The sequence below is a fragment of the Serratia sp. NA_112.1 genome, assembly GCF_052691715.1.
Window position 1 is genome coordinate 384,811 of the sequence record NZ_JBQZFO010000004.1, and the last position, 13,030, is coordinate 397,840.

Consider the following 13,030-nt stretch of genomic DNA (forward strand, 5'->3'; position numbering starts at 1 on the left):
GGAATAGGGGGACTACTTCAGTGATAATTACGTGGTATGGTGGGTATACAACCTTATGCTGCAGGCTGTAACACCGCTCGACGGGTCATTTTGAATACCGTGGCGATAGCGGCGATCAACGCCGGCACGCACAGGAACATCAAAATACTCTGCACTTCCCACTGCATGGCCAGCAGTTGCGCCCCCATCATGGTTCCCGCCACGCCACCAAAGCGACCGATGCCCTGCATCCAGGCAATGCCGGTTGCGCGACTATGGGTTGGGTAAAAGGTCGCCGCCAGCGTTTGCAGGCCGGACTGCGCACCGTTCATGGTAATCCCCATCAGGAAGATAAAGGTGCCCAGCAGCACGATATGGCTGTCCTCGGTGGCCATCGCCACGATCAGCAGTGCGGTAATGACAAAGCCGCTCGACACCACCTTGTGGGCGTTCCAGCGGTCCATCAGCCAGCCGGCTACCAGAATGCCAAGGGTTCCACCGAAGGTGAACAGCGAGGTCAGGATCGCCGACTGCTCCAATTGATAGCCCAGCCCCTGCATCAGAATGGGCATCCAGCTCAGCAACACGTAATAAATCACCAGCCCCATAAAATAGGTCAGCCACAGCATCAGCGTACCGGTCAGATAAGGCCGGGTGAACAACAGGCCGACGCTGGTTTTTGACTGGGCCAATTTCTCTTCGTACAGATAGAAGCGCGTTACCTTGTCCAGGTCCTGGCTGACAAAACGCTGGGCAATGCGTTTGATTTTGATCGCGTCTTTGCCGCGGTTAACCATGTACTTCACCGATTCCGGAAGAAACAGGATCAACAACACCGTCAACACCAGCGGAGCGATCGCTCCCAGCAACAGCACGCTGTGCCAGCCATAGGCCGGGATAAGCCATGACGAAATCGCTCCGCCGCCTGCGGCACCCAGAGGGAAACCACAGTACATGGTGTTAATTGCCAATGAACGGCAGCGCTGCGGTGCATATTCGGAAATCAGCGTGATGGCGTTCGGCATTGCCGCTCCCAGCCCTAGACCGGTGAGAAAACGCCACAGCGTCAGGCTATTGAGCGAGTCGGCATAGGCGGTGGCCAGACTCGAAAGACCGAAGAACAGGCATGAAAACACCAATACCCGTTTGCGACCGATACGATCGGAGATTGGCCCGGCAACCAGCGCACCGAGTGACAGGCCCAACAGGGCGGCGCTCAGTACCGGACCGAGATCCTGTTTTACAATGCCCCAGTCTTTGGCGACCGAAGGGGCGATATACCCCATGGCTGCAGTGTCAAAGCCATCAATGGCCAGGATCAGGAATCCCAAAATGATCAAGGTCCAGTGAAACAGCGAGAATTTGCTGTCGTCGATGGCCTGCTGAATATTCAATTCGGTGGAATGAGCCATAGCACCCTCTAAACGCAGATGTGATTGTGATGAATGAACCGCCGGAACTGGCGTCCGACTTGTGCTTGCCTGTATATACATCTGCGTATGAGCGGTTTATGTCAAATATATTTATCTTATACGTTATCTAAATGTTGTTTTTGCGGAGCGGATTACATTGTCAGCGGCAGGAGATTGCACAGTAAGTGAATTAAATGAAGTCGATAGCCGGTGAGATAAGCTGGTAGCAGCACGGCGGATAAAATTTAATACAATTTCGCCTGTTTGGTCGCCGGGCTGGAATCTGCGATAATCCCTTTTTACCTATCCAGATTGAGAAACCGATGCAGTACCCGATTAATGAAATGTTCCAAACCTTGCAGGGCGAAGGCTTTTTTACCGGCGTTCCGGCCATTTTTATCCGTCTGCAGGGCTGCCCGGTAGGATGCAGCTGGTGCGATACCAAACATACCTGGGAAAAGGAAGCCAATCGGGAAGTGGATATGCAACGGATTCTGGTGAAAACCGAAGAGAGCGATGCCTGGGGCAGCGCCAGTGCCGAGCAGTTACTGGCAGTCATTCGCCAACAAGGCTACACCGCTCGCCACGTGGTGATCACCGGCGGCGAACCCTGCATTTACGATCTGACCCCGCTGACCGAATTGCTGGAAGACGATGGCTATGGTTGCCAGATTGAAACCAGCGGCACTCATGAGATCCAATGTTCGGCGAAAACCTGGGTAACGGTTTCACCCAAGGTGAATATGCGCGGTGGCATGAAGGTGTTGAGTCAGGCTTTGCAACGTGCTGATGAAGTGAAGCATCCGGTCGGACGCGAGCGTGATATTGAAGCGCTGGATGCGCTGCTGGCGACCCTGCACGATGAGAAACCACGGATTATCGCATTGCAGCCGATCAGTCAGAAGGAAGAGGCGACCCGCCTGTGTATTGAAACCTGCATAGCGCGCAACTGGCGCCTGTCGATGCAAACGCATAAGTATTTGAATATTGCTTAAGAACGGTTAAACCAGATCCCGAAATAATTGGAGTGGCATCAAGGCGGCCAGCAAACGAAGCCCGATGAGCTGACATCGGTCAGTGATTCGGGGGAGTGAGCGCAGCCAACACCGATGCCACTTCAAGTATGAAGGGGATCAGCCTTTATATACGCATCCTGCGGTACAAGTCTCTTTCACCATCACCGCAGTCAGTTCCGGCAACTGGGGTTTGAGCTGCTGCCAAATCCAGGCTGCAAGGACTTCGCTGGTGGGATTTTCCAATCCTGGAATATCATTGAGATAATTGTGATCCAGGCGCTCCCAGATTGGGGAGAACACGGCTTTAAGCTCGGCGAAATCCATCACCCAACCGGTGTGTGCATCCACTTCACCGGTCACTTCCAGACGCACCATAAACGAATGCCCATGCAGACGGCCGCATTTATGGCCCTCCGCTACGTTCGGCAAGCGGTGTGCGGCTTCAAACTGAAAATCTTTAAACAGCGTGGTTGCCATTATTACGGCCTCATTGACTCAAAAACCGCCGAAGTTTACCGGAAACGGAGCTTGCTTGCCATTTATACCGCTTTGGTCTATCGGTAGCGCGAGCAAAGTTGGCTTAACACTTTTTTTGTTTGGTATGAATGAGACCTATCGATTGGGGTAATGAGTGCTAAATGCGATTCATTCAACAATAGTCAAAAAAACGGTTTAATTTTCATGTGGATAAAAAAATCCGCTTAGCGCTTTAAGCACTATCCGTTACCAGAAAAACAGCTTAGTCATTTTAGTTATTATTTATTGCTATCCCTTATTTAATCGTTGCCAATCGGCTGGGTAACCTTACAAACTCTCCTGATCTTTTCAGGACCGCAGACCGAACGAAAAAAGGCGGCTGACACTGGCGAGCACCTGGCTGGATAGGTGCCATGTATAGGAAATAAGTACTGCAATGACGACTCAGGCACCTCCAACATCTTTGCTCCCGCTGACGCCCGAACAGCTCTCAAGCCTGCAGGCAGCGATTGGTGAATATTCATCAACGCAACTGGCGTGGCTGTCAGGTTATTTCTGGGGAATGGTAAATCAACAGCCGGGCAGCGTTGCCATTGCGCCGGTAGCTTCCGCTGCCGCCAGCATCACGCTGATCTCTGCTTCACAGACTGGCAATGCACGCCGTCTGGCGGAACAGCTGCGCGACGATCTGTTGGCCGCCAAGCTGAGCGTCACCCTGGTGAATGCCGGTGACTACAAGTTCAAACAGATTGCCCAGGAACGTTTGCTGGTGATCGTCGCCTCTACGCAGGGGGAAGGCGAGCCAGCGGAAGAGGCGGTAGCGCTGCATAAATTCCTGTTCTCGAAGAAGGCACCCAAGCTAAACGAAACCGCGTTTGCGGTATTCGGCCTGGGGGACACTTCCTACGAAAACTTCTGTCAGTCGGGTAAAGACTTCGATGGCAAGCTGGCCGAACTGGGGGCAGAGCGCCTGGTTGAGCGGGTTGACGCCGATGTGGAATATCAGGAACTGGCCACTGCCTGGCGTAAACAGGTAGTGGCAGTGCTGAAAGCACGCGCGCCGGCGGAAAATGCTGCACCGGGCGTGTTGGCCAGCGGCGCAGTTGATCTGCCGGGCAGCAGCCCGTACAGCAAAGAACAGCCGTTGACCGCGCAACTGGCGGTGAAACAAAAAATTACCGGCCGTGCGTCAGATAAAGACGTACGCCATATCGAGATTGATCTGGGCGATTCTGGTCTGCGCTACCGACCGGGTGACGCGCTGGGCGTCTGGTTCGATAACGATCCTGCGCTGGTGGACGAACTGGTACAACTGCTATGGCTGAAAGGCGACGAGCCGGTGGAGGTCGAAGGTAAAACTCTGCCGCTGGCGCAAGCGTTGCGCAGCCATTTCGAATTGACGCAGAACACTACGCTGATCGTCGACAAATACGCGGCGCTGTCGCGTGATGAGAAGCTGATTGGCCTGCTGGCAGATAAAGCTGCGCTGCAGCATTACGCGCACAATACGCCGATTGTCGATATGGTGCGTCAGGCACCGGCCGATCTCAACGCCGAACAGTTGATTGGCCTGCTGCGTCCGTTGACGCCGCGCCTGTATTCCATCGCTTCGTCGCAGGCTGAAAACGAAAACGAAGTGCACGTTACCGTTGGCGTGGTGCGCTACGACATCGACGGTCGTGCTCGTGCCGGAGGCGCTTCCAGCTTCTTGGCTGATCGCCTGGAAGAAGATGGCGATGTGCGGGTGTTCATCGAGCACAACGACAACTTCCGCCTGCCGGCCAACCCGGAAACGCCGGTGATCATGATTGGCCCCGGTACCGGCATTGCGCCGTTCCGCGCCTTTATGCAGCAGCGTGACGCTGACGGTGCCGCCGGTAAGAATTGGCTGTTCTTCGGCAACCCGCACTTTACCGAAGATTTCCTGTATCAGGTCGAATGGCAGCGCTATGTTAAGGATGGCCTGCTGACCCGCATCGATCTGGCCTGGTCGCGCGATCAACAGCATAAAGTCTACGTACAAGACAAACTGCGCGAACAGGGCGCAGAGGTATGGCGTTGGATCCAGGAAGGCGCGCATATTTACGTCTGTGGCGATGCCAACCGCATGGCAAAAGACGTAGAAAACACATTACTGGAACTGGTGGCCGAGCACGGTGGTATGGATACCGAGCTGGCGGATGAATTTTTAAGTGAGCTGCGCCTTGAGCGCCGTTATCAGCGAGATGTTTACTGATGAGTGATAAACACCCAGGGCCTCTGGTGGTTGAAGGCAAATTGGCCGATGCCGAGCGTTTGAAGAAAGAAAGCAACTTCCTGCGCGGCACCATCGCTGAAGATTTGAAGGATGGCCTGACCGGTGGCTTTACCGGTGACAACTTCCTGCTGATCCGTTTTCACGGCATGTACCAGCAGGACGACCGTGATATCCGTGCCGAACGTGCCGAGCAGAAGCTGGAGCCGCGCCACGCGATGATGCTGCGCTGCCGTCTGCCGGGGGGAATTATCTCTCCTCAGCAGTGGCTGGGTATTGATAAGTTCGCGCAGGAAAGCACCCTGTACGGCAGCATTCGTATCACCAACCGCCAGACCTTCCAGTTCCATGGCATTTTGAAGGGCAACGTTAAGCCGGTTCACCAACTGCTGGGCCGCCTGGGGCTGGACGCGCTGGCTACCGCCAACGACGTTAACCGCAACGTGCTTTGTACTTCTAACCCGGTGGAGTCAGAGCTGCATCAGGAAGCCTACGAATGGGCGAAGAAGATTTCCGAACACCTGTTGCCGCGCACCCGCGCCTACGCAGAAGTGTGGCTGGATCAGGAAAAAGTGGCGACCACCGACGAAGAGCCGATCCTCGGTGCGACCTACCTGCCACGCAAGTTTAAAACCACGGTGGTGATCCCGCCGCAAAACGACGTTGACCTGCACGCCAACGACATGAACTTTGTGGCGATCGCCAAAAACGGCAAGTTGGTGGGCTTCAACCTGTTGGTAGGTGGCGGCCTGTCGATAGAACATGGCAACAAGAAAACTTATGCACGCCAGGCCAGCGAATTCGGCTACATCCCGCTGGAACACACGCTGGCGGTCGCCGAAGCGGTAGTGACCACCCAGCGCGACTGGGGTAATCGTACCGATCGTAAAAATGCCAAAACCAAATACACGCTGGAGCGCGTCGGGGTGGATATTTTCCGCGCCGAAGTAGAAAAACGTGCAGGTATCACATTTGAGCCGATCCGCCCGTACGAATTCACCGGTCGTGGCGATCGCATTGGTTGGGTGAAAGGTATCGATAACCAATGGCACCTGACGCTGTTTATTGAGAACGGTCGGTTGTTGGATTACCCGGGGCGTCCGCTGAAAACCGGCGTTGCCGAGATTGCGCGTATCCATAAAGGGGATTTCCGCCTGACTGCCAACCAGAACTTGATCGTCGCCGGTGTGCCGGAAAGCGAGAAGGCGAAGATCGAAGCGCTGGCGCGGGATCATGGCCTGATCGACGATGGGGTCAGCGTACAGCGCCAAAACTCGATGGCTTGCGTATCCTTCCCAACCTGCCCGTTAGCCATGGCGGAGGCCGAGCGTTTTCTGCCTGAGTTCGTCACCAAGGTGGAAGGGATCCTGCATCGGCACGGCGTGGGGGACGAGCATATCGTATTGCGCATCACCGGCTGCCCGAATGGCTGTGGCCGCGCGCTGCTGGCGGAGATTGGCCTGGTGGGTAAAGCGGTAGGTCGCTATAACCTGCATTTGGGCGGTAACCGGGAAGGCACGCGTATACCGCGTATGTATCGTGAAAATATTAACGAAGAAGAAATTCTGCGTGAGATTGACCAACTGGTAGGCCGTTGGGCCACTGAGCGCACGGCAGGCGAGGGCTTTGGTGATTTCACCATTCGCGCCGGTGTGGTCAAGCCAGTGGTTGATCCGGCGCAGGATTTCTGGGACTGACGCCATTTGGCCCCGCTGATACAGGGGGCTGGATCTGCGCGGTATGATTCAAGCATCAGGAGGCAGGCAACATGGCTGAATTCAATCTGGCGGAGCTCAATGCGCTGCCCAAATCAGGGCAGGCGTTGGCACTGGCGGTGGTTAATGGTCAGTTGGAAACTCTTTCTGCCGAGCAACGTGTCGAATGGGCGCTGGAGCATTTGCCGGGCGAGTTTGTACTCTCCTCAAGCTTTGGCATCCAGGCGGCGGTGTGTCTGCATTTGGTAACCCGGATCAAGCCGGATATCCCGGTGATCCTCACCGATACAGGCTATCTGTTCCCGGAAACCTATCAGTTTATCGATCAGTTGGCCGACAAACTGAAGTTGAACCTGCAGGTGTTCCGTGCCGAGCAGTCGCCTGCCTGGCAGGAGGCACGCTACGGCAAACTGTGGGAGCAGGGCGTTGAGGGGATTGAGAAATACAACCAAATTAACAAGGTTGAGCCGATGAACCGCGCGCTGGAAACCCTCGGCGGGCAGACATGGTTTGCCGGCCTGCGTCGCGAACAATCAGGCAGTCGTGCTCACCTGCCGGTGTTAGCGGTACAGCGCGGGGTGTTCAAGATCCTGCCGATTATCGACTGGGACAACCGCAAGATTTATCAGTACCTGACCGAGCACGGCCTGAGTTATCACCCGCTGTGGGAACAAGGCTATCTGTCGGTCGGGGATACCCATACCACGCAGAAATGGGAACCGGGCATGAGCGAGGAAGAAACCCGCTTCTTCGGCCTGAAGCGCGAGTGCGGCCTGCACGAAGGCTAATATCCGATTAAACTGACCAAAGGCTCAGCATTGGCTGGGCCCTTGGTGTTTCTGTGGGGGATTACTTTTTCTTTGCTGCTTTCGGCGGATGCGCCCGCGCCAGCTCTTTGATCAGCGGCAACAGGATCTGCACGCTCTCGCGGCTGCGCTTGTCGATTCGTCCTGGCAGATTACGCTCCAAGTATTGCAGATTATCGTACTGTGGGCGGTGCCAACTCATGCCCTGTGGGAAGTGTGGGCTGACGGCACGTTGCTGATAGCCGTCTTTGTTGCCCAGCGACCAGTTGGTGGCTTCTACGGACAGCACCGGAATAGCGGCTTTATCAAATACTTCCTGATCGGAACAGCAGCCGGTGCCTTTCGGATGCTCCTGGCTGCCCGGGTTAGTGGCGGCGGCAATGCCATAGCGGTGGGCAATGTCCAGTGCACGATCGCGGCTTTGTTTCGCCAGCTTCGGTGGCGTGTTGCGACCGGTGTTGAAATACAGGCGATCGCCGGTGATCAGGCTGTCGAGGTTAATCACCAGCACCGTATTGCGTTTTTCTTCCGGGCTCATGCGCTGCAGATAGTTCTGCGCCCCCAATGAGCCGATCTCTTCCGCGCTGGTGGCAACAAAGCGCAGGCCGTAAGTCGTGGGAATGTTCTTCAGGCGCTCTGCCAACTCCAGCATTACGCCGATGCCGGAGGCATTGTCATCGACCCCCTGTAGCGTCAGGCCGCCGAGGTTGTTATCCAGATCGGCGTCGCTTTGTGGCGTATAGGTATCAAAATGCGCCACGATCAGAATTTGCTGCGGATTGCTGCCATTTTTAGCGGCGATCACTGAGCTGGCGGTAACATTATTCCAGTTCTTTTTGCCGTCTTTAGTGGTGTAGAGATAGCGGGTATTGAAGCTGCGGATATCGCTCTGGTAACCCATCTTGCTGAACTGCTGGTTGAGATAGTCTGCGGTGAGCAACTCGGCCGGGCTACCTGCCATACGGCCGGGGAAATAGGTAGCGATATGACGGATTTGGTCAGCGGCGAATTTACCCATCGGGAGATCTTTCGCGGTCTGTGTGGCGGCAGAAACGCTGAAAACACCGCCGAGCACTGCCATCAGCAGGCCGGCCTTCAGATAAAAGCGGGAAAACATACCGAAAAATCCTTCTTTTTAATGTCGGTAATACCGATTCTTTTTGCGGCCCTCAGTATGAGACTCGGCGGCAGATTAAACAATTTCCAGCGCTCTTAAATTTACGCGGCACAGGCAAAATTTCGGTACGGTGTGCAACTTATGATGTCTAACTTTGTTCCGAGCAAAATACTTTGCGAAATGCCGGGCATTTTACGGGAATTGATATTTAGCCATGATTATAGTGTGGTTTTTTCTCCAAAGGTAAGGTTCATACGGATCGAAGGAGAAACCCCGATGCTGGACAAGTGCGATAACAGGAGCAGTCTGGATAATGACTGCGGTCTTGCCAGCGTGAAACCGCCGCAAACCCTGACACTGCGGCCTATATTCCATAAAAGAACTAGTCATTCCTTTTCGTCATTTCAGAGGCTAAATCTCAGCCCGTATAGTCACACTATCCTTCTGCATAGATGAAAAGGCTGTTGTGGACTATCTACCTATATTTGCCGACCTAAAACAACGTCCGGTGTTGGTCGTTGGCGGCGGTGAAGTGGCTGCGCGCAAAGTTGACTTCCTCCTGCGTGCCGGGGCTGAAATACGGATAGTTGCGCAGTCACTCTCACCGATACTCGAACAACTGCGTCAGCAGGGGCAAATCTACTGGCTGGGGCAGGCTTTTGCCGCTGAGCAACTCGATGAGGTGTTCCTGGTGATTGCCGCCACCGATGACAGTGCGCTGAATGCCGAGGTGTTTAGCGAGGCGGATAAACGCCGGGTGCTGGCCAACGTAGTGGACGATCAGCCGCGCTGTTCGTTTATCTTCCCGTCGATTATCGACCGTTCACCCTTGGTGGTAGCCGTCTCTTCCAGCGGTCAGGCACCGGTGCTGGCACGCATGCTGCGTGAAAAACTTGAGGCCTTGTTGCCCGCCAGTCTGGGACAGATGGCTGAGGTCGCCGGGCGCTGGCGCGGTCAGGTGAAGCAACGGCTGCATGCCATTGGCGAACGCCGCCGCTTTTGGGAAAAAACCTTTGGCGGCCGCTTCGCAACGCTGGTGGCCAATGGCCAAACCGCCGAGGCGCAGCGGCAACTGGAGCAGGACTTAGAGCAGTTTGCACAGGGCAGCGAAGGCACTCAGGGCGAAATTGCCCTGGTGGGGGCCGGGCCGGGCGAAGTGGGGTTACTGACCCTGCGAGGGCTGCAGGTGATGCAGCAGGCCGACGTGGTGCTGTACGACCATCTGGTCAGCGATGAAATCCTTGATTTGGTTCGGCGCGATGCCGAACGCATCTGCGTGGGTAAACGCGCCGGTGCACACTCGGTGATCCAGGAAGAAACCAATCGTCTGCTGGTGGAACTGGCACGGCAGGGCAAACGTGTGGTGCGGCTGAAGGGGGGCGATCCCTTTATCTTTGGCCGCGGTGGTGAAGAGTTACAGGTGGCCGCCGCCGCGGGTATTCCGTTCCAGGTGGTACCGGGAGTAACGGCCGCCGCCGGGGCAACCGCCTATGCCGGTATCCCGCTGACGCACCGCGATCACGCACAAAGCGTTACCTTTATCACTGGCCACTGTCGTCCCGACGGCGATGGGCTGGACTGGGCAGATTTGGCGCGTGCGCGCCAGACTCTGGCTATCTACATGGGCACCATGAAGGCGGCGGATATCAGCCAGCGCCTGATAGCTCATGGGCGTGCGGCCACAACGCCGGTGGCGGTAATCAGTCGTGGCACCCGCGCGGATCAACTGGTGCAAACCGGCACGTTGCAACAACTCGAACAATTGGCTCAACAGGCACCGTTACCGGCGCTGCTGGTGATCGGCGAAGTGGTGGAATTACATCACCAAATCGCCTGGTTTGGGCATCAACCGCAGGCGGAAGGGGTATCACGCCCAGCCGTCGTGAATTTGGCTTAAGGATCTGTTATGGACGAAAAACGACTCACTCATTTGCGGCAATTGGAGGCGGAGAGTATCCATATCATCCGTGAAGTCGCCGCTGAATTCGGCAACCCGGTGATGCTTTATTCCATCGGTAAAGACTCTTCCGTGATGCTGCACCTGGCGCGTAAGGCCTTCTTCCCCGGCACGCTGCCGTTCCCTCTGCTGCATGTGGATACCGGCTGGAAATTCAGCGAGATGTACCAGTTTCGTGACCGCACCGCCAAGGAATACGGTTTTGAGCTGCTGGTACACAAAAATCCGGAAGGCGTGGCGATGGGCATCAACCCGTTCGTTCACGGCAGTGCCAAGCACACCGATATCATGAAAACCGAAGGCCTGAAGCAGGCGCTGAACAAATACGGTTTTGATGCCGCCTTTGGTGGCGCTCGCCGTGACGAAGAAAAATCACGCGCCAAAGAGCGAATCTATTCTTTCCGCGACCGCTTCCACCGTTGGGATCCGAAAAACCAGCGCCCGGAGCTGTGGCACAACTACAACGGTCAGATCAATAAGGGCGAGAGCATTCGTGTGTTCCCACTGTCGAACTGGACCGAGCTAGATATCTGGCAATACATTTTCCTGGAAAAGATCGACATCATTCCTTTGTACCTGGCGAAACCACGCCCGGTGGTAGAACGCGACGGCATGCTGTTGATGGTGGACGACGATCGCATTGATCTGCAGCCGGGCGAAGTGATCAGCCAGCGCATGGTGCGCTTCCGCACCCTGGGTTGCTGGCCGCTGACCGGCGCGGTGGAGTCCGAAGCGCAAACGCTGCCGGAAATCATCGAAGAGATGTTGGTATCCACCACCAGTGAGCGCCAGGGACGGATGATCGACCGCGATCAGTCCGGCTCGATGGAGCTGAAAAAGCGTCAAGGGTATTTCTAAGGAGCCGCCGGATGAACAACGCAATTGCACAACAAATCGCTGAACAGGGCGGGGTCGAGTCTTACCTGTACGCGCAGCAACATAAAAGCCTGTTACGATTCCTGACCTGCGGCAGCGTCGATGACGGTAAAAGCACCCTGATCGGCCGCCTGCTGCATGATACCCGCCAGATCTACGAAGATCAGCTGTCCACGCTGCACAGTGACAGCAAGCGCATTGGCACCCAGGGCGAAAAGCTCGATCTGGCATTGCTGGTCGACGGCCTGCAGGCCGAGCGCGAGCAGGGCATCACCATTGACGTGGCCTATCGCTATTTCTCGACTGAAAAGCGCAAATTTATTATCGCCGATACCCCTGGGCATGAGCAGTACACCCGTAATATGGCGACCGGTGCTTCCACCTGCGATCTGGCCATTCTGCTGATTGACGCGCGTAAAGGCGTGCTGGATCAAACCCGCCGACACAGCTTTATTGCCACGTTACTGGGCATTCGCCATTTGGTAGTGGCGGTCAACAAGATGGATCTGGTGGATTACAAAGAGTCGGTATTCGAGCAGTTCAAGCAGGATTATCTGACCTTCGCTCAGCAGTTGCCAAAGGATCTGGATATCAAGTTTGTCCCGCTGTCGGCACTGGACGGCGATAACGTGGCCAGCGAAAGCATCCAGATGCCTTGGTACAACGGCCCTACGTTGCTGCAGGTATTGGAAAGCGTGGATGTGATTAGCGAGCGCGAAACGCAACCGCTGCGTTTTCCGGTACAATATGTTAACCGTCCGAACCTGGATTTCCGTGGCTATGCAGGCACCCTATCGGCCGGTGTCGTACGCGTGGGCCAGCGCGTGAAGGTGTTGCCTTCCGGCGTGGAATCCACCGTTGCACGTATTGTCACCTTTGATGGTGATTTACAGGAAGCGGTACCGGGTGAGGCGATAACCTTGGTGCTGAAGGATGAAGTGGACATCAGCCGCGGCGATTTGCTGGTCGATGCCGGGGAAACCCTGCAGGCGGCGCAAAGCGCACTGGTTGACGTGGTGTGGATGGCCGAGAAGCCGCTGTTACCGGGGCAGAGCTACGACATCAAGGTCGCTGGCAAAAAGACTCGTGCACGGGTGGAAGGCATTCGCCACCAGGTTGAAATCAACTCGCTGGCCCAGCATCAGGCCGACACCTTGCCGCTGAACGGCATTGGCCTGGTGGAACTGACCTTCGACGAGCCGTTGGTGCTGGACAGCTATCAGCATAATCATGACACCGGTGGATTTATCTTTATCGATCGCCTGAGTAACGTTACGGTTGGCGCCGGGTTGATCCGCGAAACCTTGCAGGACGCTCAGGCAGCCACTGGCGACTTCAGCGCATTCGAGCTGGAACTGAACGCCCTGGTGCGTAAACACTTCCCGCATTGGGGCGCACGTGACCTTATCGGGGGCAAGTAA

The 13,030-nt window shown here is 55.7% G+C and carries 10 protein-coding genes; 7 read left to right on the forward strand and 3 right to left on the reverse strand.

The features are described from left to right. Positions 1 to 53 precede the first annotated feature (53 nt). Positions 54 to 1,391 (reverse strand): MFS transporter, encoded by a 1,338-nt coding sequence (locus ACUTQ5_RS11885; RefSeq protein WP_445651412.1) that lies wholly within the window; start codon positions 1,389 to 1,391, stop codon positions 54 to 56. Positions 1,392 to 1,714: 323 nt separating this feature from the next. On the opposite strand from ACUTQ5_RS11885, the gene queE reads away from it, so the two are divergent. Continuing rightward, the gene (queE, locus tag ACUTQ5_RS11890; RefSeq protein ID WP_445651413.1) at positions 1,715 to 2,386 is read left to right on the forward strand and encodes a 7-carboxy-7-deazaguanine synthase QueE; all 672 of its coding nucleotides are present in this window, start codon (positions 1,715 to 1,717) and stop codon (positions 2,384 to 2,386) included. 138 nt (positions 2,387 to 2,524) lie between these two features. Here the strand turns inward: queE and queD are convergent, their stop codons facing one another. Then, positions 2,525 to 2,884 carry a 6-carboxytetrahydropterin synthase QueD gene (queD, locus tag ACUTQ5_RS11895; RefSeq protein ID WP_012005257.1) on the reverse strand — a complete coding sequence of 120 codons (360 nt, stop codon included), beginning with the start codon at positions 2,882 to 2,884 and terminating at the stop codon, positions 2,525 to 2,527. Between the two features lie 436 nt (positions 2,885 to 3,320). Here queD and cysJ point away from each other — a divergent pair, with 436 nt between their 5' ends. The 3 genes from cysJ (at position 3,321) to ACUTQ5_RS11910 (ending at position 7,641) form a co-directional block, all read left to right on the forward strand. Beyond that, on the forward strand, positions 3,321 to 5,120 hold the full coding sequence (cysJ, locus tag ACUTQ5_RS11900; protein ID WP_445651414.1) for an NADPH-dependent assimilatory sulfite reductase flavoprotein subunit: 1,800 nt from the start codon (positions 3,321 to 3,323) through the stop codon (positions 5,118 to 5,120). After that, complete coding sequence (gene cysI, locus ACUTQ5_RS11905; protein WP_445651415.1) at positions 5,120 to 6,835, forward strand: assimilatory sulfite reductase (NADPH) hemoprotein subunit; 1,716 nt, start codon at positions 5,120 to 5,122, stop codon at positions 6,833 to 6,835. The genes cysJ and cysI overlap by 1 nt, the downstream gene beginning before the upstream one ends. Positions 6,836 to 6,906: 71 nt before the next feature. Further along, entirely contained in the window at positions 6,907 to 7,641 is a 735-nt protein-coding gene (locus ACUTQ5_RS11910) for a phosphoadenylyl-sulfate reductase (RefSeq protein ID WP_017891640.1), read from the forward strand. A 61-nt stretch (positions 7,642 to 7,702) separates the two neighbouring features. Here ACUTQ5_RS11910 and ACUTQ5_RS11915 read toward each other — a convergent pair whose 3' ends face one another. Beyond that, positions 7,703 to 8,776, reverse strand: coding sequence for an aminopeptidase (locus ACUTQ5_RS11915; RefSeq protein ID WP_445651416.1), 1,074 nt, complete (start codon positions 8,774 to 8,776; stop codon positions 7,703 to 7,705). Between the two features lie 466 nt (positions 8,777 to 9,242). Between ACUTQ5_RS11915 and cysG the strand changes: the two genes are divergently transcribed. Genes cysG through cysN form a run of 3 tightly spaced genes read left to right on the forward strand, consistent with a single transcriptional unit; the run spans position 9,243 to position 13,030 of the window. Then, on the forward strand, positions 9,243 to 10,673 hold the full coding sequence (gene cysG / locus ACUTQ5_RS11920) for a siroheme synthase CysG (RefSeq protein ID WP_445651417.1): 1,431 nt from the start codon (positions 9,243 to 9,245) through the stop codon (positions 10,671 to 10,673). A gap of 9 nt (positions 10,674 to 10,682) precedes the next feature. Next, the gene (gene cysD, locus ACUTQ5_RS11925; protein WP_012005266.1) at positions 10,683 to 11,591 is read left to right on the forward strand and encodes a sulfate adenylyltransferase subunit CysD; all 909 of its coding nucleotides are present in this window, start codon (positions 10,683 to 10,685) and stop codon (positions 11,589 to 11,591) included. 11 nt (positions 11,592 to 11,602) lie between these two features. Then, positions 11,603 to 13,030, forward strand: coding sequence for a sulfate adenylyltransferase subunit CysN (cysN, locus tag ACUTQ5_RS11930; protein ID WP_445651418.1), 1,428 nt, complete (start codon positions 11,603 to 11,605; stop codon positions 13,028 to 13,030).